A 23593-nucleotide genomic window follows, 5' to 3' on the forward strand; every position below is an offset into this window, starting at 1 on the left:
GAACGGCTTCTGGCGGCGCTCAGGGCGCCTGAAATCGGTTCGGCGAGTAGTTGCGGGGCGACCGCAGCCCAGGCCGTTGCAGGGGCACCCAGAGCTTGTAGCGGTCGGCTCGGTAATAGGACACCGAATAGTCGACGACCGACTTGGCGACGTAGGCATGCCGTTGGATCTTGAGCAGGGGCGATCCCATCTCGACGCTGAGGAGGCGAGCCGTCGACGGCGACGCGGCGGTCGCCTCGATGGTGTCCTCCCCCCACTCCATCACGAGGCCGTACTTCTCGCTGAGCACTTGATAGAGGGATGCCGGCGGCGGGCCGTCGACGAAGCCCGGGACGCGGTGCGCAACGATGTAGTTCTCATCGACGCTCATGGGCTCCTTGTCCGCCAACAGGAGCCTCCGGAAGCGCACCACGGGCGTACCCTCATCAATCTGGAGCTCTCTCGCAAGGTAGGCTGAGGCGCCGATCTCCTCGAAGCTCAGTACCCGAGCATCCGGGACCATGCCCCGCCGCTGCATTTCCTCTGAGTAGGACGTCAGCTTCATCTGGAGGTCGACCTTCGGCCTGCTCACAAAAGTGCCGAGGCCCACGATGCGGTCGAGGACTCCTTCGGCGACGAGGGCATCGATGGCCTGCCGAACCGTCATGCGGGCCACACCGAACCGGAGCGAGAGGTCTCGCTCGGACGGCAACGGCGCCCCGGGCGTGAGCTTCGTGGTGATGTGCGACCGCAGGATCTCCCGGAGCTGGACGTACATGGCGGTCTTCGACGCACGATCCAGCTCGCCGTCAATGGCCTCGGCGTGATGCACGGTCCTCCTCGAGTGGCGCTGCGGTGGCCCTCTGAAGATGGCCGCGCGGCAGTGGCTTGCGATTCAATCCTGACACATGCTGCCGCGCTCTGCCTGTGGGGCTCCCCCAACCTGCCGACGCAGTACTCGACGCACGAAGGCCGGTGGCCGGCACCCCGAGATGGGATGCCGGCCACCGGCCTTCGTGCGTTGGTGCGTCAGTGTGCGTGGTCGCCGCGGCTGTACTCGAAAACCCAGCCGATGAGGGCCACGATCGCGATGCCTGCACCGATGAAGAGGATCCACCATCCCACCGCCACGCCGAGGAACGAGATGGCGCACGCCGCGCCGAGGGCGATGGGCCACCAGCTCCAGGGGCTGAAGTGCCCCTGCTCTCCAGCGCCCTCGTGGACCTCAGCGTCATCGCGGTCCTCGGGGCGCAGGCCCACTCGACGGCCGGTCACCATGAGGTAGGAGCTGATCATCACGCCGAGGCCGAAGCACAGGAGCAGAGCGAGCGCCCCCACCCATTCGGTCCATCCGGTGACAAACCCGTACACGATGGCAACTGGCAGGAAGAAGACGCCAACGATCCCGAAGATCAGGGATTCGACTTTCACTAGTGCATTTCCTTCCGGTCGGCTGCGATCGAGGCAGAGGCATGGGCGGCCTGAACGGCCCCGGCAGTCGACAACTCGGGGTGGTGGAGGTCAAGGGCCGGACGCTCCGAGCGGATGCGCGGAAGCGACGTGAAGTTGTGGCGCGGCGGCGGGCAGGACGTGGCCCACTCGAGCGATCCGCCAAAGCCCCACGGGTCGTCCACGAGGACCTTCTTGCCGTGACGCGCAGTGATGTACACGTTCCAGAAGAACGGGATCATCGAGGCGCCGAGGACGAAGGAGAAGATCGTGGAGAACTGGTTCATCCAGGTGAAGTTGTCCTGAGGCAGGTAGTCCGCGTAGCGGCGGGGCATGCCCATGACGCCCAGCCAGTGCTGGATGAGGAACGTGCCGTGGAAGCCGATGAGCAGAAGCCAGAAGTGGATCTTGCCGAGGCGCTCATTGAGCATCTTGCCCGTCCACTTCGGCCACCAGAAGTAGAAGCCGGCGAACATCGCGAAGACAACTGTTCCGAAGACCACGTAGTGGAAGTGGGCCACGACGAAGTAAGTGTCCGACACGTGGAAGTCGAGCGGCGGCGACGCGAGGATGATGCCCGTCAGGCCACCGAACAGGAAGGTGATGAGGAACCCGATGCTCCACAGCATGGGCGTCTCAAAGGTGAGTGAGCCACGCCACAGCGTGCCGATCCAGTTGAAGAACTTCACACCCGTCGGAACGGCGATGAGCATCGTCATGAAGGAGAAGAACGGGAGGAGGACCGCACCGGTGACGTACATGTGGTGGGCCCACACGCTCACGGACAGCGCGGCGATGGCAATCGTCGCGAAGACGAGGCCCTTGTAGCCGAAGATCGGCTTGCGGCTGAAGACCGGGAAGATCTCGGAGACGATGCCGAAGAACGGCAGGGCGATGATGTACACCTCAGGGTGGCCGAAGAACCAGAACAGGTGCTGCCAGAGGACGGCACCGCCGTTCTCCGGGTCGAAGATGTGGGCACCGAAGCGACGGTCTGCGCCGAGCCCGAACAGCGCGGCGGCGAGCGGCGGGAACGCCATCAGGACGAGGATCGCGGTGACCAGCGTGTTCCACGTGAAGATCGGCATGCGCCACATGGTCATGCCGGGGGCGCGCATGCAGACGATGGTCGTGATGAAGTTGACCGCACCGAGGATCGTGCCGAAACCGGAGAGCGCGAGCCCGAAGACCCACAGATCACCACCGACGCCAGGCGTGAACGTGGTGTTCGACAGTGGAGCGTAGGCGAACCATCCGAAGGAGGCCGCGCCCTGCGGGGTGATGAAGCCAGCCGTGGCGATCGTCGAGCCGAAGAGGAAGAACCAGAAGGCCAGCGCATTGAGGCGCGGGAACGCGACGTCGGGAGCACCGATCTGGAGCGGCATGATCACGTTCGCGAAGCCTGCGAAGAGCGGCGTGGCGAACATGAGCAGCATGATCGTGCCGTGCATCGTGAACAGCTGGTTGTACTGCTCCTTGGTCTGCAGGATCTGCATTCCGGGCTCGAAGAGCTCGGCGCGGATGAGCAGTGCCATCACGCCGCCGACGCAGAAGAAGATGAACGAGGCGATCAGGTACATGTACCCGATGGTCTTGTGGTCTGTGGAGGTGATCCAGTTGACGACAATGCGTCCCTTGGACTTCGGCACCACTGGCGCGCTCAGGGCGCCGGCTGAAGGCGACTGTGTGTACGTAGCCATGGTCCCCTACTTCTGGTTCTGGTTAGGGTTGCGGTCGTATTTGGTGTCCAGCAGGCCCTTGTCGAGGCCAGCCATGTGTGCCTGGAACTCCGCCTCGGAAACAACCTTCACGCGGAACAGCATCTCGGAGTGGTACTCACCGCAGAGCTCGGCGCACTTGCCGTCGTACGTGCCCTCCTTCTGCGGAGTGAAGTACATGTGGTTCATCTTGCCCGGGATCATGTCGCGCTTCTGGAGGAAGGCCGGGACCCAGAACGAGTGGATGACGTCGCGGGAGGTGAGCTCGACCGTGACGGACTTGTTCACCGGGAGGTACAGGGTGGGGAGGGTGTTGAGGTCGATCGCCTGTCCCGTGAGCTGGGCCTGGACGCCGGACTCGTGCACGTCATCCTTGACGATGCCGCCCTGCTTGTAGTTGAAGTCCCACGACCACTGCTTGCCCACCACGTTGACCGTGAGGTCAGGGTTCGTGTTGGGATTGTCGATGGCGCGCTGGTCGCGGTCCGTGAAGTAGAAGAACGTGAAGACCAGGAAGAGCGGGATTGCCGTGTAGAAGATCTCGATCGGCAGGTTGTAGCTCAACTGGCGCGGGAAGCCCTTGGTGCCCTTGCGGCGACGGTAGGCCACGATGCACCACAGCATGAGGCCCCAGGTCACGATGCCGACGATGACGACCGCAATCCACGAGTTCACCCAGAGGTCCATGATGATCGGGGTATTGCTCGTGGTGTTCTTATCAGTAGGTAGCCAGCCTCGCTGGACCTCGGATGAACATCCAGACAGAGCGAGCGCACCGGCCACGGCAACTGCCGAGGCCACAATGGTGCGGGTTCGCTGGCTGCTGGTTCGGTTCTGCGACCTCACAGACGGCCCTTCCTCTTGGTGCTTCTCTCCCATGACAGCAAGGCATTTTGGGCCCCCGCGTGTGCCACAGGCGACATAGTTTTACTACTCGGTGTAGAGCTTACAACTATCCCGGGCCAATATCCCACATGTCCCGGACACGCATCGGCCGAATCTGGGTGGCTCAGTGGAAGGAATCACCACATGCACAGGACCCCTGTGCATTGGGGTTGTCGATCGTGAAGCCCTGCTTCGAGATCGTGTCCTCGAAGTCGATGGACGCGCCCGCGAGATACGGAACGCTCATCTTGTCGACAACGACTTCCACACCGTCGAAATCGCGCACGGCATCGCCGTCGAGGAGTCGCTCGTCGAAGTAGAGCTGGTAGATGAGGCCAGAGCAGCCGCCCGGCTGGACCGACACCCGCAGGCGCAGATCGGTTCGGCCCTCCTGCTCCAGGAGGCTGCGCACCTTGCCTGCGGCGACGTCGGTCAGCTGGACCTCATGCGAGGCGAGCGCCTCGGCGGTCTCGTTGGTTGAAGTGCTCATTCCATACCTTCTCTCGTGCCCGGCGGATTACCCGACGGGCCTCTTGGCCTTAGTCAATGCTACGACTGACACGTCATGGGTGGCCAACCCCTTGCGGCGAGGCTCACATCCAAGGGTCACACGGCGGTGGCAGGAGCCCTGTGGAGGCCCGCCAGCAGCAGCGCCTCGGCCACAATGCACTTCTCGAAGTCCCCGAGGTGGAGGGACTCATTGGCGCTGTGTGCCCTCGAGTCTGGATCCTCAACTCCCGTGATGAGCACGTCGGCCCCGGGGAAGACCTCCTTGAGGTCGGCGATGAAGGGTATGGAGCCGCCCATCCCCGAATGCACGGGCGGCGTTCCCCAGGACTCCTCCAGCGCCCACAGGACGGTCCGGGCCGCCGCCGAGTCCATGTCGGCCCGGTACGCGTTCCCCTTCTCCTTGGGCGTGAAGACAAGCTGGGCCCCGAAGGGCACGTGCGCCTCGAGGTGGTGCCGCAGGGCGTCCATCGCGGCGTCGGGATCCTGGCCGGGCGCGAGCCGGAGGCTGAACTTGGCGCGAGCGCGGGCCTGGATCGTGTTGGATGCCACGTCGACTGAGGGCACGTCGATCCCAATGATCGACAGCGCAGGCTTCAGCCACAGCCGCGAGGCGATGCTGCCCGTGCCTGCGAGCTGCACGCCGTCGAGTACGGACGCGTCGCGACGGAACTGGTCCTCCGGGTAGTCGACGTCGGCGTCATCGTGGGCAACGAGCCCCGCCACGGCGACGCTGCCGTGATCGTCGTGCAGAGTTGCGATGAGGCGGGCGAGGATGGTGGGCGCATCGAGGAGCGGCCCGCCGAACACCCCGGAGTGGACGGAGTGGCCCAGCACCGCCACTTCGAACGTGCCGTCGGCAAGGCCGCGCAGGCTCGCCGTGAGGGCGGGCTGCCCGACCGCCCAGTTGCTCGAATCGGCGACGACGATGACGTCTGCCGCGAGCTTCTTCCGGTGCTCCTCGAGGAAGGCGCGGAAGGACGGAGAGCCGAACTCCTCCTCGCCCTCGATGAACAGGGTGACTCCGATACCGAAGCGCTCCCCCAGCACCTCGGAGACCGCTCGGAACGCCGCGAGGTGTACGAGGAGTCCCGCCTTGTCGTCTGCGCTCCCCCGACCGTACAGGCGACCGTCCCGCTCCGTCGCGACGAACGGCTCGGTCTCCCACAGCGCCAGATCGCCGGGCGGCTGGACGTCGTGGTGCGCGTAGAGGAGTACGGTGGGCTGGCCGGGCGCCGCTGGTTTGCGGGCCACCACCGCGGGACCGCCAGGAGTCCCGTCGGGCCGGGGAGCCCTGAGGATCTCGGCATCCGCTATGCCCGCGGACCGCACAAGCTCCAGGGCGGAACTAGCGCTCCGCTCGAGTTCCTCCTGCGGGAACGACGGCCACGCGATGCCGGGTATGGCGACCAGGGAGGACAGCTCGGCAATCGTCGCGGAGAGGCGCGAGGCAACGGCGGCGCGGAGCGCCGAGATGTCGGCGTCGGACACAGGCTGGGGGCTTTGTGAAGGCATGCCTTCACAGTACAAGGGCCGCACTGCCCCATCAATGGTCCGTGCCCCCGGGGCGGGCGCGGGCCGGTATCCTTGGTGCGTGTTTGGACGTAAGAACGAACCCGCGGCCGAGAGCCCCGGAGAGCCCATCGAGCCCAATGTCCCCCTGCAGGGCAAGGGTTCCCCCACCCCGAGGCGCAAGGACCAGCAGGCCGCCCGGAGGCGTCCCCTCGTCCCCACCGACCGTAAGGCTTCCAAGGCCGCCGAACGGCAGGCCGCCGTCGAGGAGCGCCAGCGCGTGCGCCGTGCCCTCGAGACGGGCGACGAGCGGAATCTGCCCTTCAAGGATCGCGGCCCGCAGAAGCGGTTTGCCCGCGACTACGTGGACTCGCGCTTGAACATCGGCGAGTACCTCATGTTCGCGGCCCTCGCCTTCGTGGTGATCTCCTTCATCGTGCCCCAGGACGCCCAGATGCAGGTGTTCATCCTCGGTGCGTTCTGGGTGGTGTTCATCCTCGTCTTCGCCGACACGTTCTGGCTCTCGCGCCAGCTCAAGAAGAGGCTCGTGGCGAAGTTCGGCGACGTTGAGCGCGGCACCGTCTGGTACGCGAGCATGCGCGCCCTCCAGTTCCGCCCCCTGCGCCTTCCGAAAGCCCTTGTCAAGCGGGGCCAGACGCCCTCCTGAGGTTCCCTCCCGCGGTCCTCGGACCTGTTGAGGCTGTCTGTGACGCACGACGGCGCGACACCCACCCGGGTGCCGCGCCGTCGTCGTGTGTGGGGTGCTTCGCGTCAGCGCGCCCCAGCGGCGAGTCGGAGTCGGGCAGCGGCGAGGCCGCGGTTGACGCGCGAGGCCCAGAACGGACCCTCATAGAGGAACGCCGTGTAGCCCTGCACGAGCGAGGCGCCGGCCTCGAGGCGCTCGAGCACGTCGTCGGCCGTTTCGACGCCACCGACCGCCACGAGGACCAGACGGTCCCCCACGGAGGCGCGGAGCCTCGTGAGGACCTCGAGCGAGCGAGCCTTGAGCGGGGCACCCGAGAGCCCGCCCGTCCCAGCAGCCTCGACTTTCTCGGCCGGGCTCGTGAGCCCCTCACGCCCGATCGTCGTGTTCGTGGCGATGATCCCGTCGAGTTCCAGCTCAAGGGCGAGCCGCGCAACGTCGTCAACGTCCTCGTCGGAGAGGTCCGGCGCGATCTTCACGAGAAGCGGCACGCGGCGGCCGGCCGCCGCCGTGGACTCCGCCCGTACCGCCTCGAGGAGCGGGCGGAGGCTCTCGACACTCTGGAGCAGGCGCAGGCCAGGGGTGTTCGGCGAACTGACATTGACCACGAGGTAGTCCGCGACAGGTGCGAGCTCGCGCGCGCTCATGCGGTAGTCGTCCGCGGCCTCTTCGAGCTCGACAAGCTTGGTCTTGCCGATGTTGACACCGATGACCGGCCGGCCCGACCCGTAGCGGTCCTCGAGGGCCGCCCGCGCGGCGGCAATGCGTGGGGCGACGGCCGCCGCGCCGTCATTGTTGAAGCCCATGCGGTTCACGACGGCACGGTCCTCGACGAGTCGGAAGAGCCGCGGACGGGGGTTCCCGGGCTGCGCCTGCCCAGTGATCGTGCCGACCTCGATGTGGCCGAATCCCAGCTCGGCCAGCGCCTCGATGCCGCGCCCCTCCTTGTCGAACCCTGCGGCCAGCCCGAAGGGCGAGGGGAAGGTGAGCCCGAAAGCCTCGGTCTTCAGCTCGGCGGCGGGGGCCGTGAGCCGCTCGAGGACCCGGCCCAGCCCGCACGCATGCACGGCGCGGATGGCGCCGAAGCCGATCCGGTGGGCGCGTTCGGCGTCCATCCACGAGAACGCAGCACGGAAGAAGAGGGGGTAGAAACGCATGGCACTAGTCTCCCATGGGCGCCGCTCCCTACCCTCGTGAGTAGAGGCGCCACGGAGACGGTGCGCTGCGGGAGAGGATTCATCATGCTGGATTGGTCCGCGGACTTCCTGGGTCTGGGTGTCGAGTCGGCGCCGCTCGGGCGCGGGCACTTCGGCGAGCTCGGCACACTGATCCGCTTCGGGGCGGAGAGGAGCCCGGAGCGGACCACTGCGCACGACGCCGGCCTCGCCGCCTCGGGCGAGCGGCTCGCCGGTGCGGTGGACGGTTCCGGGGTTCCTGGTTCGGCGGACTCGGGTTCCGGAGGCTCGGCCGGCGGCGCGCTGCTCTACATCCATGGATGGAGCGACTATTTCTTCAACCTCGAGCTTGCCCACTTCGCATCGGCGCGAGGCTACCGGTTCTACGCCCTGGACCTCCCGGAGCACGGCCGCAGTCTGGCCTCAGGCGAGATGCCCGGATTTGTTGGCTCCGCGGAGCACTACCTCGAGAGCGTCGGTGCGGCCGTCGACGCCGTCCGCCGGGAGACCGGCGTGCTCCCAGTCCTCATGGGGCACTCGACCGGCGGCCTCGCCGCTGCACTGTACGCGCAGCGCTCCCCCGAATGTCTTGCCGCGGTGGTGCTGAGCAGTCCGTGGCTCGTGGCCCACGGTGGTGCTGCGGCGGGCCGGATGCTCGAGGCCGCGCTGCGCCCCGCATCCATGCGGTGGCCGCGGCAGCGGCTCCTGCTGCCCTCTCGGGGCTACTTCTGGCGCGCCGTCGCCAAGGAGGCCGGCGGCGAGTGGGAGCTCCGCGAGGACATGCGCCCGCGGAATGCCTTCCCCATCCGTGTCGGGTGGCTGCATGGGGTCCTCGAGGCACAGCGGTCGCTTCGGGGCGGTCCCCGCCTCGAACTGCCGGTGCTCCTCCTGGCCTCGACCACCTCCGATGTGGGCCTCATCTGGCGGGAGAGGATGCGCGAGCGCGATGCCGTCCTCGCGATCGCCCCGATGCGCCGCGCTGCGGCAGAGCTGTGCCGGAATCTGGACGAGGCGCTCGTGGAGGGCGGCCTCCATGACGTGCTCCTCTCGTCCCCGACGGTCCGGAACGAGGCATATGGAAGACTCGGCAGCTGGCTCGAGGGGGTGGAGGCGCAGACTGTGGCCCAGGTGCGGGCTGCCGGGCAGGAGTCCTAGCCCGCGTCGGCCTTGTCCACGGCACCGCCGTAGCGGCGGTCGCGGGAGGCGTAGATCTCCACGGCCTCCCAGAGGGTGCGGCGGTCTACGTCCGGCCAGAGGGTGTCGAGGAACACCATCTCGGCATAGGCCGACTGCCACAGGAGGAAGTTGCTCAGCCGCTGTTCGCCCGAGCTGCGCAGGAACAGGTCAACGTCCGGGAGGTCCGGTTCGTCGAGGTAGCGCTGGACCGTCTTCTCGTTCACGTTCCGTGCGCTGAGGCGACCGGCCTCGACCTCCCGTGCGATGGCCGCCACGGCGTCGGCGATCTCCGCCCGGCCACCGTAGTTCACGCACATTGTCAGGTGGCATACGGTGTTGTCCCGCGTGTACTCCTCGGCCTCCTCGAGTTCGCGGATCACCGAGGTCCACAGCTTGGGTCGCCGTCCGGCCCAGCGGATGCGAACGCCCCACGAGTCGAGCGTGTTCCGCTGGCGCCGCAGGACGTCCTTGTTGAAGCCCATGAGGAAGCGGACCTCCTCAGGCGAGCGCTTCCAGTTCTCGGTGGAGAACGCGTAGACCGAGACGTACTCGATCCCCAGCTCGATCGCACCGGCCATGACGTCCAGCAGTGCGGGTTCACCTGCCTTGTGCCCTTCGATCCGCGGCAGGCCGCGCTGGTTGGCCCATCGGCCGTTGCCGTCCATGACGATCGCAACATGCCGGGGTACGAACTCGCGAGGGATATTCGGAGCCGTGGCTCCTGACGGGTGCGGGTACGGCGCAATCGGAGTGGGGCGTCCGGTGCGGGCGCGACGGGAGGGAAGGGGTGTCACGGGGTGGTCACCGTCCGGGGTCTGGAAGGGCTGGGCGGGACGGCTGGGCAGGCTCCCGCTCCACGAGCTTGAGCGAGCCTACCGCGCGTTCGAGGTGCCATTGGGCGTAGGCCGCGACGAGTCCCGCGGCCTCACGCCGGTGGATCGGTTCCGACGCGTCCGCGGTCGGCCAGTCGCCCGAGAGGAGCGCGGCGAGCAGACGCACCGTCTCCGCTGCGGGTGCCGGCGATCCCGGCGGACGGCACGCACTGCACACGATCCCGCCGAGGGCGGCATTGAAGGCCGAGTGCGGTCCGGGTTCGCCGCAGCGTGCGCAGTCGGTGAAGCTCGGCGCCCAGCCGCCGGTGGCGAGGGAACGCAGGAGGTAGGAGTCGAGGATCAGCCCCGGAGAATGGGCCCCCCGGCTCAACGCTGCAAGGGCGCCTACGAGGAGCAAGTACTGTGCCGATGCAGCGTCCGTCTCGGAGGTGGTGAGGCGCTCGGCCGTCTCGGCCATTGCGGCGGCGACCGTGTACCGCGGATAGTCACTCGCGATGGCTGCACCGTAGCTCGCGCGTGCGGCGGCCTGCCCGACGATCTCGAGCGAGCGCCCGTGCACGAGCTGGACGTCGGCGACCATGAAGGGCTCGAGGCTTGCACCGAACTTGCTGCGGGTACGGCGCACCCCGCGGGCCACCGCACGGACCTGGCCGTGCGCACGCGTCAGGAGCACCACGATGCGGTCGGCTTCGCCCAGCTTGTAGGTACGCAGCACGACTCCGTCATCCCGGTAGCTCCGGGATGCGAAGGTCGATTCAGCCATCGCAGCCTTCCTCCCGCCGCTTGTCGCCCAGTTCTCCCACCCGGCGCCATTCTCCCACCGCGGACCGCACACGGCGGCGGGACACCCACGCGAGGTGCCCCGCCCGCCGTCGTGCGTCGAGGGAATACCGAACCAGCCAACCGGATGCCCCGCTGGCGAACCGGGGACGGCCCGGCGCGCGAGCTGGCCTCAGGCAGCGGCCTCGGCGTCCCGCAGGGCGCGGTTCACTGCGGACACGACAGCCTTGAGGGCCGAGATCGAGGTATTCGCATCGATGCCGATGCCCCAGAGCACACGGTCCGCGACGGCACACTCGACATACGCCGCTGCGCGCGCATCGCCACCTTCGGAGAGGGCGTGCTCGGTGTAGTCGAGGACTCGGACGTCCACGCCCTCGTTCTTGAAGATGTCCAGCAGCGCAGCAATCGGGCCGTTGCCGGTGCCGGTGCGCTCTGCCACCGAGCCATCGATCCGCAGCGCGGCCGTGAGCGTCATCGAACCGTCCTCGGCGGAGTCGGAAGTGACCCGGCCGAGCGCATACTTGCCCCAGGCCTTGCCGCCCTCGACCGAAGACGAGGGAAGATACTCGTCGCTGAAGATCTCCCACAGTGCGGCGGGGCTGACTTCGCCGCCCGCCGTATCGGTATGGCGCTGCACGACGCCCGAGAACTCGATCTGCGCCCGGCGCGGGAGGTCGAGGCTATGCTCGTTCTTCAGCAGGTAGGCCACGCCACCCTTGCCGGACTGCGAGTTGACGCGGATGACGGCCTCGTACGTCCGGCCCAGGTCCTTCGGATCGACCGGCAGGTACGGGACCTGCCACGTGTACTCGTTGACCTCTTTGCCCGCGGCCTTGGCATCGCGCTCGAGTGCCTCGAAGCCCTTCTTGATGGCGTCCTGGTGCGATCCCGAGAACGCCGTGAAGACCAGGTCTCCGCCGTAGGGCACTCGCTCGCCGACCGGGAGCTGGTTGCAGTACTCGACCGTGCGGCGCACCTCGTCGATGTTGGAGAAGTCGATCATCGGGTCGACGCCCTGGACGAACATGTTCAGGCCCAGCGTGACGAGGTCGACGTTGCCGGTCCGTTCACCGTTGCCGAACAGGCAGCCCTCGATGCGGTCTGCGCCGGCCATGTAGCCGAGCTCTGCGGCGGCCACGCCGGTGCCCCGGTCGTTGTGGGGATGCAGCGAGAGGATGATGCCCTCGCGCGGATGCAGGTTGCGGCTCATCCATTCGATCGAGTCGGCATAGACGTTCGGGGTCGCCATCTCGACCGTGGCCGGGAGGTTGATGATCACCTGGTTGTCCGCGCTGGCCTCGAAGACCTCTGCCACCGCGTTGGAAACGCGGGCCGCGTACTCGAGCTCGGTGCCCGTGAAGGACTCGGGCGAGTACTCGTACGTGATGTGGGTGTCGGGGATCATCTCCTGGTACTTCTTGCACAGGAGCGCGCCCTGGACGGCGATGTCGAGGATGCCGTCCTGGTCCTGGTTGAACACGACGCGGCGCTGCAGGACCGACGTCGAGTTGTAGAGGTGGACGATGGCCTGCTTCGCGCCGGCAATGGCCTCGTAGGTGCGCTCGATGAGGTGCTCACGGGCTTGGGTGAGCACCTGGATCGTGACGTCGTCCGGGATGTGGCCGCCGTCGATGAGCTGGCGCACGAAATCGAAGTCGGTCTGCGAGGCGGACGGGAAGCCGACCTCGATCTCCTTGTAGCCCATGCCGACGAGGAGCTGGAACATCTTGAGCTTGCGGGCCGGGCTCATCGGATCGATAAGGGCCTGATTGCCGTCCCGCAGATCGACAGCGCACCAGCGGGGGGCCTTCTCGATCCGCTTCTCGGGCCACGTGCGGTCCGGCAGCTCGACGGTGATCTGCTCGTGGAACGGGACGTAGCGGTGGACAGGCATGCCCGAGGGCTTCTGAGCGTTGCGCATGATTTTACTTTAGGCCTTTCTTAGCTGCTGTGATCCGCGGCGGCCGGGCACGTGAACACTCCGCGGCGGGGATCGGCCTGCGCTGGATCAGCGGCTAGAGGGCCCCGCCACGGCAGCTAAGAAGAAGCAGCGCGGTTGGCACAGAGTCACGATAGCACTTGCACCAGAAGGTCGTGGCGGCGCGCCCGTGAGCGTGACGGCGCCCATGTCTAAGATGAAGCCAACTACCCAGGAGGCAGCATGACGAGCCCAGCCAGCCCACACGCGCCATCCGGCGTCGACCGCCAGTACTTCGACGAGAAGGTGCGCGCACAGGATGACCTGTACCGCCACGTCAACGGAGGGTGGCTGAGTTCGACGGAGATCCCCTCGGACCGCGCCTTGGTCGGGACGATGGTCCAGCTGCGGGACGAAGCGGAGGCCAACGTGCGCGCCCTGATCGAGGAGCTCGCCACCGCGGAGCATCCCGATGGGTCGGATGAGTCGAAGATCGGCGCGTACTACCGTTCCTTCATGGATGCCGACGCCGTCGAGCGGCTCGGAGCCGCGCCGCTGCAGCCCCTCCTCGCCGAGATCCACGGGGTGGACGACGTCGCGTCCCTCGTGGCGACGTCGGGTCGCCTCGGGCGCGGGGGAACCGAGGGCCTCTTCGGCTACTACGCGGCTCCGGACGCCGGAAACCCTGAGCGCGTGGTGCTGTACATCAGTCAGGGCGGACTCGGGCTTCCTGACGAGTCGTACTACCGCGAGTCGAAGTTCGCCGAGGTCGTCACCGCGTACGAGGGGTACCTTCGGGATGCGTTCGCCCTCCTGGGCTCGGCGACTGCCGAAGCCGACGCCGCGGCGGTCCTGGGGGTGGAGAAGCGGATCGCAGGCCTCCACTGGGACCGCGTGACCCTGCGGGACCCGCAGAAGACCTACAACCTCCGCACCGAGGCCCAGGCCAGCGAGGCCTTCCCGCACTTTGCCGCGTGGGCGCTGGCAACCGGCATCACCTCCGAGGCCCGTGCGGAGCTGGTCGTCGGCAATCCGGACTTCCTCGCCGGCATCACCGGTCTGCTGGAAGAACTCCCGCTGCAGTCATGGAAACTCTGGCTGACCGCGCATCTGCTGGGTTCGTCCGCGCCGTTCCTCTCCGCGGTGTTCGTTGACAGGCACTTCGCGCTCTACGGGACCGTGCTTTCGGGAACCCCCCAGAACAAGGAGCGGTGGAAGCGCGGCGTGGGGGCCGTCGAAGCCGGGTTGGGCATGGCCGTGGGCCGGCTCTACGTGGCGCGGCACTTCCCCGAAGGCCACAAGGAGGCGATGGAGGCCCTTGTTGCGAACATCGTCGAGGCATACCGCGAGAGCATCTCGGGACTGCCCTGGATGAGCGAGGACACGCGCCAACGTGCGCTCGAGAAGCTCGCGGCGTTCCGTCCCAAGATCGGCTACCCGGACGAGTGGATCGACTTCTCCGGGGTGGTCGTGGACGACGCGGACCTCCTTGGCAACGTCCGGCGGGCAAGCGCCGCCGAGCTCGACAGGCTGCTCGACGAGATCGGCAAGCCCGTGGACCGCGTCAAGTGGCTCATGACTCCGCAGACGGTCAACGCGTACTACCACCCCCTCATGAACGAGATCGTGTTCCCGGCGGCCATCCTCCAGCAGCCCTTCTTCCACCCGGACGCCGACCCCGCCGTGAACTATGGGGGCATCGCCGCCGTCATCGGTCACGAGATCGGCCACGGCTTCGATGATCAGGGGTCGCAGTTCGACGGCACCGGCGCCCTGCGGAACTGGTGGACCGATGAGGACCGCACAGCCTTCGTCGCCTTGACCAGCCGCCTGGTGGATCAGTTCGACGCCCTCTCCCCCGCTGAGACACCGGGACACACGGTGAACGGCCGACTCACGCTCGGCGAGAACATCGGCGATCTGGGGGGGATAGGCATCGCCTACAAGGCGTACCAGCTCAGCTTGGACGGCGGGGAGGCACCGGCCATCGACGGGCTCACGGGCGCCCAGCGGTTCTTCATCTCGTGGGCCACAGTGTGGCGGCAGGTGTGCCGCCCCGAGGAGACGCTCCGGCGCCTCTCGATCGACCCGCACTCGCCCAACGAGTTCCGGACCAACGCCATCGTGAAGAACGTCGACGCCTTCCACTCGGCCTTCGACGTGACTGAGGGAGACGGGATGTGGCTCGCCCCCGAGGAGCGGGTCACGATCTGGTAGCCGCCAGATCCGCTGCACCGAAGCAGAAGGGCCCGGGCGATCGCCCGGGCCCTTCTCTCCACTTCTAGCTGGACCGTCTCCGGTTGCTGTCCCCTACTGGCCGAAGGCCGACTGGCAGGTGCTCTCGGCGGCCGTCTGAGCGACGATGTTGTCTGGCACCTTCGGGGTGTAATGCGTGCCGGTGGTGAAGTCCTGGCCCACGTAGACCTGGACGCCGTAGACGCCGGCTACCTGCTGCACCTGAGACGACGGGATCCCGAGGCTTGACGCGACGTCCGCGGCGACGTCGGCGAAGTTCGCGCCGTAGTAGACCTTCGTCGAGGCGGCCGCCGCGGCGGAGAACTGGCTCGTCTTGGTGAATCCCTCGCCGGCCAGGAACTGCACGAGTTCAGCCGCCCGCCCCGTGACTCCAGAGCCGTTCGCCACCGCGACGGGCTGGAGCGCCTTGTCGTACGCCGGCGCGGCGGTAGAGGATGGTGCGCCCGAGGGCGCCGCGGCACTTGCCGTGGGCGTGGGCGTGGGTGCCGTGAGGTCTCGGTTGTCCCGGAGCGCCTCGAAGAGCGCTCCGGCGTCCGGCTGCTTGACCTGGACACGGTTGGGATCGCCCGTGTACGGCTCCCAGGGGACCGTCACGAAAGCGACCTTCCCGAGGTCGACCGCCTTGAGGCGCCCGGCGATCGTCAGCATGGTCTGGGGGCTCGCCAGACCTTGGTCTACGGTCAGGTTCTTGGTGATGGTGTCAGCGATGGAGAGGAGCTTCGGGACGTCGGTGAGGGTGCCGTCCGACCTGACCTTGCGTGCCAGCGAGGCGAGGAACTCCTGCTGGGACTTGATGCGGGATAGGTCGCTGCCGTCGCCGACACCGTGACGGCTGCGGAGGAACGACAGCGCCATCTCGCCCTGAACCGTCGACGTGCCCGCGGGGAGCTTGAGGCCGGACATCGGGTCGTCGATGGCCGCATTCACGCACACCTGGACCCCACCGATCGTGTTCGAGAGGTCCTTGACGGCGTTGAAGTCGGCGACCATGAAATGGTCGATCTGCAGACCCGTGAGCGCATTGACCGTATCGACCGCGCAGCCCGGGCCAGCCTCCGCCATGGCGGAATTGATCTGGCCCGCGGGCTGCGCTGGGAAGTCCCTGTTGGACTGCGGATCGTGGCACTTCGGGATCGGAACCATGAGATCGCGGGGGAAGCTGGTCATCGAGACGACCTTGTTATCCGCCGAGATGTTCATGAGGATCAGGACGTCGGAGTTGCCGTATCCGGAACTGTCGGCCTGCGAGCCATAGGCCGCATTGGCACCAGAGCGGCTATCGGTGCCGATGATCAGGATCTGGAGGGCGTCTGTGGCATCGTTGCTCGCGTCCGCCTTCGCGTTGCCTGCGCTCAGCGGCGCCTGGCGCAGGTTCGTGCCGAGGCGGATGAACCAATACCCGGCGAACGCGAGGACGCCGACGAGCAAGAGCGCTACGATGCCCCCGGTGATCTTGAGCGCGAGGTGCTTGGTCCCCACATTCCGGATGTGCCGCAGGGGCGTCGATCCATCGGGGCGCGCATGATGCACGCCGGGGCCGCGGGCGGTGCTAGGGGCTACCGCGGGCGCGCCGTCGGCACGTCGAGCCAAGGAGAGGGCCTTCCTGAAAAAGAACTGGGGTCAATACATCGTAACCGCACGGTCTGTGAGGTCACTGTGCGAGACCACGATCCCGGCGCGTTCGGCTCAGAATCCGAGCCGGCCCAGCTGCTTCGGATCGCGCTGCCAGTCCTTTGCCACCTTGACGTGCAGGTCCAGGAAGATCCGGGTGCCGAGAAGGGCCTCGATGCCGCGGCGTGCCGTCGACCCGACCTCGCGCAGGCGGGAGCCGCCCTTGCCGATGATGATGGCCTTCTGGGACGGACGCTCGACGAACAGGTTGACCCGTACGTCCAGGAGCTGGTTGTCCTCGCTGCGGCCCTCCCGCGGCAGGATCTCCTCCACGACGACTGCGAGCGAGTGGGGCAGCTCGTCCCGCACGCCCTCGAGGGCTGCCTCGCGAATGAGTTCCGCGACCATGACGGCTTCCGGCTCGTCCGTGAGCTCACCGTCCGGGTACAGCGGCGGGGACAGCGGCATGTGGCTGATGAGGATGCCCTCGACTGTCGAGACCTGGTAGCCGTCCTGGGCCGAGACCGGAACGATGTCGGTGAAGCCCTCTCCACCGAGGGCCTCGCGGCCCAAAGCGTCGACCGCGAGGAGCTGCTCGGTGAGCTGCGCGCGGTCCACGAGGTCCGCCTTGGTCACGATGGCGACAATTGGCTTCCGCGGAACCCCTGCCAGCTGGTTCGCGATGAACTTGTCGCCGGGGCCGATGCGCTCGTTCGCCGGAAGGCAGAACCCGATCGCGTCGACTTCGGAGAGGGTCTCGGCCACGAGGTCGTTGAGCCTCTGGCCGAGGAGCGTGCGCGGGCGGTGCAGACCAGGTGTGTCCACGAGGATGAGCTGGCCGTTGTCGCGGTGGACGATCCCGCGGATCGTGTGGCGCGTGGTCTGGGGCTTCGCCGACGTGATGGCCACCTTCTGGCCCACGAGGGCGTTGGTCAGCGTGGACTTGCCCGCATTCGGGCGTCCCACGAGGACGGCGAATCCGGCGCGGTAGTCCGAGGACCCCTGCCCTGCCGAGGTGTCAGCCATGCGTGCTCCCTGCCTGGTCATTCTGATCGGTGGTGGTCTCCTCGACACGTTCTGCGAGGATGTGGGTGATCCTGTTGCGGCGGCCCACACGGCGCTCGGCCGTGAGCCTGACACCGTGGACCTCGGCCGTGCTTCCCACGATCGGGACCCGCCCGAGCCCCTTCGAGAGCAGGCCTCCGACCGTCTCCACTTCGTCGTCCTCGAGGTCGATGTCGAACAGCTCGCCGAGGTCGTCGAGGCCCATGCGCGCGGTGACGCGGAACCGGCCGTCGCCCAGATCCACCGACTCGGCCTCGTCGTCGTCATACTCGTCGGCAATCTCTCCCACGAGCTCCTCGATGAGGTCCTCGAGGGTCACGAGGCCAGCGGTCCCGCCGTACTCGTCGACGACGATCGCAAAATGGATCGACTCCCGCTGGAGCTCCTTGAGGAGATCGTCTACGGGCTTCGACTCGGGAACGAACCTCGGCTCGCGGGCGAGCGCGTCAACGGCCTCGCTGCGGGCTTCCGGATCCTCGTGGATTCGCGCGGCGACATCCTTGAGGTACAGGACGCCGGTGACGTCATCGAGGCTCTCACGGAACACCGGCACCCGGGAACAACCAGAACGCAGGAACAGCGTCATCGACTGCTGCAGCGTAGCTCCCGACTCGATGGCGATGATGTCAGTGCGCGGGACCATGACGGCCCGCACGAGGGTCTCTCCGAGCTCGAAGACGGATTGGAGCAGCTCGGCCTGTTCGTCCTCGAGGTCCTCGGTGTCACTCGAACGCTCGACGAACTCGCGAAGCTCTGTGGATGTGTACGTCGCATCCTCGTGCTTGGGATCGGTGCCCGTCGCGGCGCTGCCGAGCCGGACGAGCCAGCTCGGAACGGGCCCCAAGGCCATGCGCAGCCCGTTGGCGAGGGGTGCCGCGACCACGGCAATCTCGAGTGCGTGCTGCCGTCCCAGCTGGCGCGGAGACACACCGACGAGGAGGAATCCAATGAGCGCCATGACGACCGTCGCCGCGAGGCCTGCGAGCCACACGTTGTCGAGCCAGCTGTGTACGAGGACCGCAACGGCAACTGCCGCGGCCGTCTCGAACCAGATCCGCCAGAACCGCAGTGCGTGGGCGTGCGGGACGGGGTCCTCCAGGATGCGGGCAAGGGACGCCGAACGGCCCTCCGCAATCCGCTCCTCGGCATCGTGGCGTGGGAGGAAGGAGAAGGCCGATTCGGCGGCTGTGAGGAAGCCGGCCAGCGCGACGAAGACGAGGGCGAGGACGAGCAGCAGCGCTGTGGTCACGCCACCGTCTCGCTCGGTGCCGGGCGTCCGAGGAACTCGGTGAGCAGTTCACGCTGGAGCGTGAACATCTCCTCGCGTTCTTCCGGCTCGGCGTGATCGAAGCCCAGGAGGTGGAGGATCCCGTGCGTCTCGAGCAGGAGCATCTCGTCGTCCGTCGAATGCCCACCGCGCTGTGCCTGCCGGGCCGCCACCTGAGGGCAGATCGCGACGTCTCCGAGCATTCCCTGCGGGGTCTGCCGACCCGGGGCACCCGGGGTGAGCTCGTCCATCGGCACCGAGAGGACGTCGGTCGAGCCCGGTTCGTCCATGAGTTCGAGGTGCAGACGCTCCATGGCTTCCTCGTCGACGAGGAGGATCGACAGTTCCGTCTGCGGATGGAGCCAGAGACGCTCGAACACGAACCGCGCGAGACGCACGAGCGCTTCGGCGTCGATGCTCAGGCCGGACTCGTTGTTGACTTCGATGCTCACGGCTCCAGCTTAGACTCAGCGCCCGCGCCCGACGCCGCACCGGGGCCGCGGTGTGCCGCCGCGCGATCGCGGCGACGCTCAAGTTTGGCGCGCTCGGTGGCATCCCAGCGGCCGTACGCGGCCACAATGTCACCCACGAGCCGGTGGCGGACCACGTCGGAGGCATCCAGGATGGAGAAGCTCACGTCTTCGACTCCCTGGAGGATCTGCTGCACGATCCTCAGGCCCGACGCGGTGCCGGAGGGCAGGTCGACCTGCGTCACGTCTCCCGTGACCACCATCTTCGAGCCGAAGCCGAGGCGGGTGAGGAACATCTTCATCTGCTCGGGCGTCGTGTTCTGCGCCTCGTCGAGGATGATGAATGCGTCGTTGAGCGTGCGTCCGCGCATGTAGGCGAGCGGCGCGACCTCGATGGTCCCCGCTGCCATGAGGCGCGGAATCGATTCGGGATCCATCATGTCGTGCAGCGCGTCGTAGAGCGGACGCAGGTATGGATCGATCTTGTCATTGAGGGTTCCCGGGAGGAATCCGAGCCGCTCACCTGCCTCGACCGCGGGCCGCGTCAGGATGATGCGGCTCACGTCCTTGTGCTGCAGCGCCTGGACCGCCTTAGCCATGGCGAGGTAGGTCTTGCCCGTTCCCGCGGGGCCGATCCCGAAGATCACCGTGTTGGCATCGATCGCGTCGACGTAGTCCTTCTGGTTCGCTGTCTTCGGACGAATCGTCCGGCCGCGGCTCGAGAGGATGTTGTGGGTCAGGACGTCGGAGGGACTTGCCACGGTCTGGGAGCGGAGCATCGCCACGAGTTGCTCGAGGGAAGCCGTCGTGACAGGTGCACCGCTTGCCGCGATCGCGGAGATCTCCTCGAAGAGCCGGCGGATGTGGGGCGCCTCCGCCGCCGGTCCCACGATTGTCAGCTCATTGCCGCGCGCGTGGATCGACACCGAGGGGAACTGCTCCTCGACGTACCGCAGGGCCTCGTCATGCGGGCCCAGGATACGGACCATCTCCTCGCTCGAGCCGAAGCGCAGCACCTCGGTGCGCGCCGCCGGGGTCGTGTGCGGGAACTCCGCTGTCACAGGCAGGTCTCTCTCCGTAGATGGCTTGGCGTGGGCCTAGTCGGGCACTGTGTTTCTATCCTACGTGCCCCTGCCCCGCCCGAAGGAGCGCCCGCGGCATAGCCGCTGAGCAGTGCGGCGATGGAGCGTGCCGTTGAAAATATCAATCGTGCATCACTTGGGAAACAGTTGACGCAACGGCCGGGCGCCCGGCGTCGGGCTGTGCCAAGCTGGACCCTGGCCCGGAGCGATACCACGGGTACCGCACACAGCGGACCATTGTCCTGCGGAGGCAGAGAGCGGCAGGAAGCGCAGGCACGGAGCCATCGGCGGAGGATCCATGGGAGAGCAGATGAGGCGGCAGCGGGCGGGTGTGCGGCATCGGCCGGTCCCTGCCGCCGCGCTGCTGGCGGCCTCGCTGCTGCTCGCCGCGGGCCCATCCCTCGCCGGATGCACCGCCACCGGGACACCTCAGCCGAGCATTGCTGCGGGCTCCACCGCCGGACCGTCCGGGGGGGCGACCCAGGCGTCGGCCCCGCTCGAGACGTCGCAGACGTCCGCGAAGGCGCCCGTTTACTGGCTCGGAAAGTCCCGGGATGGCGTCTACCTGTACCGCGAGTTCCGCGACGCGGACGGCAAAGACAACCCCATCGCGACCGCGCTGCGCATCATGATGTCGCAGAAGCCGCTGGACCCGAGCTACTTCACGCCGTGGCAGCCGCCCAAGAAGCTCGCCGCGTCCGTCTCCGGCCGCAACTACATCACTGTGGATGTCTCCGCCGACGCGTTCAACACGGGTGTGGACGAACCGACGGCACAGCTCGCCGTCCAGCAGCTCGTCTACACTGCAACAGCCGCCGCGGCGAGCTCCGGCCTGGTCGACGCCGGCCAGCCGATCTCTGTCATGCTCCTCGTCGACGGAAGGACATCGCAGCTCGCCTTCGACCGGGTCCAGCTCGGCCAGCTCATGCAACGTGATCCGTCGATGGTCGCGCCCGCATGGATCATCGACCCCCAGGAGGGCGCCCAGGTCACCGGGGCCCTCAAGGTCTTCGGCCGCGCCACCTCGCCGGACAAGGCCTTCGCGTGGCAGATCCTGCACCGGGACGCCCAAGGGGCCAAGTCGAGCTACGTGAGCGGCACTGTGACGTCCGGAAACCAGCCCGGCCACGTCGGTGAGTTCACGTTCTCGGTGAACCTCCCGGCCGGCGACTATGAGATCCGTATCCTGCCGTCCGACGACGCCTCACCGGCCGCCAGCGCCACCACGAGCGCGTGGGACTCGAAGGGCTTCACGGTCACCGGCTAGGAGTTCTCGGCGTCCCTGCCGTCGCGGCCACCCCACCGCCCCAGCCGGTCCCCCGCAAGGGCCAGGGCGGCGGGCCCCGCGGTCGAGGACCTCAGCACGTGGGGCCCCAGGAGCGCGAGGCGCGCTCCTGCGGCGATGAACCGCTCGAGCTCGGCGGGGCTGATACCGCCCTCGGGTCCGACGATGAACAGGATCTCGGCCTCACGCGCACCCTCGTCCGGGGTGACCGCCGCGAGCACCTCGGAAAGCGATTCGGTGGCCTCTTCATGGAGGACGACGGCGAGCCGCGCCGCCTTGACCCTGGCGGCCAGTCGCGCGCCGTCGTGCGCAGGATCGACCTCGGGCACCCTCGCGCGCCGCGCCTGCTTGGCCGCCGCGAACACCGCCGAGCGCCACTTCGCGAGAGCCTTCTCTGCCCTCTCGCCCTTCCAGCGCACGATCGAACGCTCCGCCTGCCACGGGACGATCACGTCCACGCCGAGCTCGGTCGCGGTCTCGGCGGCGAGCTCGTCGCGGTCGCCCTTGGCGAGCGCTTGGACGAGGACGAGGCGGAACGGCGGGGCCTGTTCGCGCCGGATTGAACCGACGGCGACGCCGAGGACAGAACCCTCAGCGCTGGTGACCGTTCCGACGGCACGGACGCCCGCGCCGTCGGCCAGATCGACGCCCTCTCCGACCGAGAGGCGCTTGACAGTCACGGCATGGCGGCCCTCGGCGCCGTCGACGTCCACGACCGTGCCGGGAACGGCGCCGTCGAGCGCACCGGCTGGCACGTAGAACAGGGGCCGGGACATGTCAGAGGCTGCCGAACTTGTCGCGGAGCTTCGCGAACACACCGCCGGTACCCACGAGCTTGCCTTCTCCGACCTGCTCGCCGCGCAGCTTGGCGAGCTGCCGGATGAGCTCCTCCTGCTCGGCGTCAAGCTTCGTCGGCGTCTCTACCTTGATGTGGACGAGGAGGTCCCCGCGTCCCATGCCGCGGAGGCGAGCGACGCCGAGGGCGTGCAGCGTCACGACGTCCCCCGACTGGGTGCCCGGGCGGAGGGTGATCTGCTGCTCGCCGTCGAACGTCTCGAGTGTCATCTCCGAGCCGAGCGCGGCTGCCGTCATCGGAACGCTCAGGGTCGCGTGGAGGTCGTCTCCCTCGCGGCTGAACGTCGCGTGCGAGGCGACGCGGATCTCCACGTAGAGGTCGCCGGAGGGGCCGCCCGCGGTGCCTGCCTCGCCCTGGCCCGCGAGCTGGATCCGCGTGCCGGTTGAGACGCCAGCCGGGATCTTGACCGTGAGCGACCGGCGGCTGCGCACACGCCCTTCGCCGCCGCACTCGTTGCACGGGCTGGGGATCTCGGTGCCGAATCCCTGGCACGTGGGGCACGTGGCCATGGTCATGACCTGGCCCAGGATCGAGCGCACCGGACGCTGGATGTGTCCGGAGCCGCCGCAGACGCTGCAGCGCACGGGCACGGTCCCCGGTTCACAGCACGATCCCTCGCAGCGGGAGCACATCACCGCGGTGTCCACCTCGAGCTTCTTGTTGACGCCGAAGACCGCGTCCTTGAGCTCGATCCGCACCGCGATGAGGGCATCCTGCCCGCGGCGCACGCGCGAGGCGGGGCCAGCCTGAGCCGATCCCCCGCCGAAGAATGTCTCGAAGATGTCCTGGAAGGCGAAGCCCGAACCGTCGTAGGCGCCTGAGTAGCCGTTGTCCGTGCCGTTCTCGTTGCCCGTCGTATCGTAGACGCGACGCTTCTGGGGGTCGGAGAGCACCTCATAGGCGTGCGTCACGGCCTTGAACTGCTCGGAGGCATCCTCGCTGGGGTTGATGTCCGGATGGAGCTTTCGGGCGAGTTTCTTGTACGCCTTCTTGATCTCCTCGGGGGTCGCGTCGTTCGGAACACCGAGGGTTTCGTAGTGGCTGCTCACGATTCTCTTTCTGT

At 67.6% G+C, this 23593-nt stretch carries 21 protein-coding genes; 4 read left to right on the forward strand and 17 right to left on the reverse strand.

Translation table 11 applies throughout. The features are described from left to right. Nucleotides 1-19: 19 nt before the first annotated feature. The 6 genes from AB5L97_RS09750 to AB5L97_RS09775 form a co-directional block, all read right to left on the reverse strand. Nucleotides 20-757: a GntR family transcriptional regulator gene (locus tag AB5L97_RS09750; RefSeq protein WP_307958411.1), complete on the reverse strand. Its 738-nt coding sequence runs from the start codon at nt 755-757 to the stop codon at nt 20-22. A 251-nt stretch (nt 758-1008) separates the two neighbouring features. Beyond that, nucleotides 1009-1410 (reverse strand): cytochrome c oxidase subunit 4, encoded by a 402-nt coding sequence (locus AB5L97_RS09755; RefSeq protein ID WP_307958291.1) that lies wholly within the window; start codon nt 1408-1410, stop codon nt 1009-1011. Next, nucleotides 1410-3128, reverse strand: a complete 1719-nt coding sequence (ctaD, locus tag AB5L97_RS09760) for a cytochrome c oxidase subunit I (RefSeq protein WP_307958292.1) — start codon at nt 3126-3128, stop codon at nt 1410-1412. Before ctaD ends, AB5L97_RS09755 begins: the two co-directional genes overlap by 1 nt. 6 nt (nt 3129-3134) lie before the next feature. Beyond that, nucleotides 3135-3992: a cytochrome c oxidase subunit II gene (coxB, locus tag AB5L97_RS09765; protein WP_307958293.1), complete on the reverse strand. Its 858-nt coding sequence runs from the start codon at nt 3990-3992 to the stop codon at nt 3135-3137. A gap of 163 nt (nt 3993-4155) precedes the next feature. Continuing rightward, nucleotides 4156-4521 carry an iron-sulfur cluster insertion protein ErpA gene (erpA, locus tag AB5L97_RS09770; RefSeq protein WP_307958294.1) on the reverse strand — a complete coding sequence of 122 codons (366 nt, stop codon included), beginning with the start codon at nt 4519-4521 and terminating at the stop codon, nt 4156-4158. A 116-nt stretch (nt 4522-4637) separates the two neighbouring features. Next, entirely contained in the window at nt 4638-6053 is a 1416-nt protein-coding gene (locus tag AB5L97_RS09775) for a dipeptidase (RefSeq protein ID WP_369047330.1), read from the reverse strand. A 79-nt stretch (nt 6054-6132) separates the two neighbouring features. On the opposite strand from AB5L97_RS09775, the gene AB5L97_RS09780 reads away from it, so the two are divergent. Further along, nucleotides 6133-6717 (forward strand): DUF3043 domain-containing protein, encoded by a 585-nt coding sequence (locus AB5L97_RS09780; protein WP_307958296.1) that lies wholly within the window; start codon nt 6133-6135, stop codon nt 6715-6717. 104 nt (nt 6718-6821) lie between these two features. Here the strand turns inward: AB5L97_RS09780 and AB5L97_RS09785 are convergent, their stop codons facing one another. After that, on the reverse strand, nt 6822-7910 hold the full coding sequence (locus tag AB5L97_RS09785) for a quinone-dependent dihydroorotate dehydrogenase (protein ID WP_369044576.1): 1089 nt from the start codon (nt 7908-7910) through the stop codon (nt 6822-6824). 84 nt (nt 7911-7994) lie between these two features. On the opposite strand from AB5L97_RS09785, the gene AB5L97_RS09790 reads away from it, so the two are divergent. Further along, complete coding sequence (locus tag AB5L97_RS09790) at nt 7995-9083, forward strand: alpha/beta hydrolase (protein ID WP_369044577.1); 1089 nt, start codon at nt 7995-7997, stop codon at nt 9081-9083. Here the strand turns inward: AB5L97_RS09790 and AB5L97_RS09795 are convergent. The 3 genes from AB5L97_RS09795 to leuA form a co-directional block, all read right to left on the reverse strand. Further along, on the reverse strand, nt 9080-9898 hold the full coding sequence (locus AB5L97_RS09795; protein ID WP_369044578.1) for an isoprenyl transferase: 819 nt from the start codon (nt 9896-9898) through the stop codon (nt 9080-9082). The genes AB5L97_RS09790 and AB5L97_RS09795 overlap by 4 nt on opposite strands. 7 nt (nt 9899-9905) lie before the next feature. Continuing rightward, a complete protein-coding gene (gene recO / locus AB5L97_RS09800) occupies nt 9906-10700 on the reverse strand; it encodes a DNA repair protein RecO (RefSeq protein ID WP_307958300.1) in 795 nt (264 codons plus the stop codon). A gap of 189 nt (nt 10701-10889) precedes the next feature. Then, nucleotides 10890-12641: a 2-isopropylmalate synthase gene (gene leuA / locus AB5L97_RS09805; protein WP_307958301.1), complete on the reverse strand. Its 1752-nt coding sequence runs from the start codon at nt 12639-12641 to the stop codon at nt 10890-10892. A gap of 240 nt (nt 12642-12881) precedes the next feature. Here leuA and AB5L97_RS09810 point away from each other — a divergent pair, with 240 nt between their 5' ends. Then, nucleotides 12882-14855 carry a M13 family metallopeptidase gene (locus AB5L97_RS09810; RefSeq protein WP_369044579.1) on the forward strand — a complete coding sequence of 658 codons (1974 nt, stop codon included), beginning with the start codon at nt 12882-12884 and terminating at the stop codon, nt 14853-14855. 93 nt (nt 14856-14948) lie between these two features. On the opposite strand, the gene AB5L97_RS09815 is transcribed toward AB5L97_RS09810, so the two are convergent. The 5 genes from AB5L97_RS09815 to AB5L97_RS09835 form a co-directional block, all read right to left on the reverse strand. Next, nucleotides 14949-16373, reverse strand: coding sequence for an LCP family protein (locus tag AB5L97_RS09815; RefSeq protein WP_369044580.1), 1425 nt, complete (start codon nt 16371-16373; stop codon nt 14949-14951). A 207-nt stretch (nt 16374-16580) separates the two neighbouring features. After that, complete coding sequence (gene era, locus AB5L97_RS09820; RefSeq protein ID WP_307958304.1) at nt 16581-17531, reverse strand: GTPase Era; 951 nt, start codon at nt 17529-17531, stop codon at nt 16581-16583. After that, nucleotides 17524-18819 carry a hemolysin family protein gene (locus AB5L97_RS09825; protein ID WP_369044581.1) on the reverse strand — a complete coding sequence of 432 codons (1296 nt, stop codon included), beginning with the start codon at nt 18817-18819 and terminating at the stop codon, nt 17524-17526. Before AB5L97_RS09825 ends, era begins: the two co-directional genes overlap by 8 nt. Next, entirely contained in the window at nt 18816-19289 is a 474-nt protein-coding gene (gene ybeY, locus AB5L97_RS09830) for an rRNA maturation RNase YbeY (RefSeq protein ID WP_307958306.1), read from the reverse strand. The genes AB5L97_RS09825 and ybeY overlap by 4 nt, the downstream gene beginning before the upstream one ends. Continuing rightward, nucleotides 19286-20368 (reverse strand): PhoH family protein, encoded by a 1083-nt coding sequence (locus tag AB5L97_RS09835; protein WP_423246778.1) that lies wholly within the window; start codon nt 20366-20368, stop codon nt 19286-19288. The genes ybeY and AB5L97_RS09835 overlap by 4 nt, the downstream gene beginning before the upstream one ends. Before the next feature lie 319 nt (nt 20369-20687). On the opposite strand from AB5L97_RS09835, the gene AB5L97_RS09840 reads away from it, so the two are divergent. After that, on the forward strand, nt 20688-21656 hold the full coding sequence (locus AB5L97_RS09840; RefSeq protein ID WP_369044582.1) for a GerMN domain-containing protein: 969 nt from the start codon (nt 20688-20690) through the stop codon (nt 21654-21656). Here the strand turns inward: AB5L97_RS09840 and AB5L97_RS09845 are convergent. Both AB5L97_RS09845 and dnaJ read right to left on the reverse strand, forming a co-directional pair. Then, nucleotides 21653-22450, reverse strand: a complete 798-nt coding sequence (locus tag AB5L97_RS09845) for a 16S rRNA (uracil(1498)-N(3))-methyltransferase (RefSeq protein WP_369044583.1) — start codon at nt 22448-22450, stop codon at nt 21653-21655. The genes AB5L97_RS09840 and AB5L97_RS09845 overlap by 4 nt on opposite strands. Nucleotide 22451: 1 nt before the next feature. Beyond that, a complete protein-coding gene (dnaJ, locus tag AB5L97_RS09850) occupies nt 22452-23579 on the reverse strand; it encodes a molecular chaperone DnaJ (protein ID WP_369044584.1) in 1128 nt (375 codons plus the stop codon). Nucleotides 23580-23593: the final 14 nt, after the last annotated feature.

Origin of the sequence: Sinomonas sp. P10A9 (assembly GCF_041022165.1) — a bacterium.
Classification (GTDB): domain Bacteria; phylum Actinomycetota; class Actinomycetes; order Actinomycetales; family Micrococcaceae; genus Sinomonas; species Sinomonas puerhi.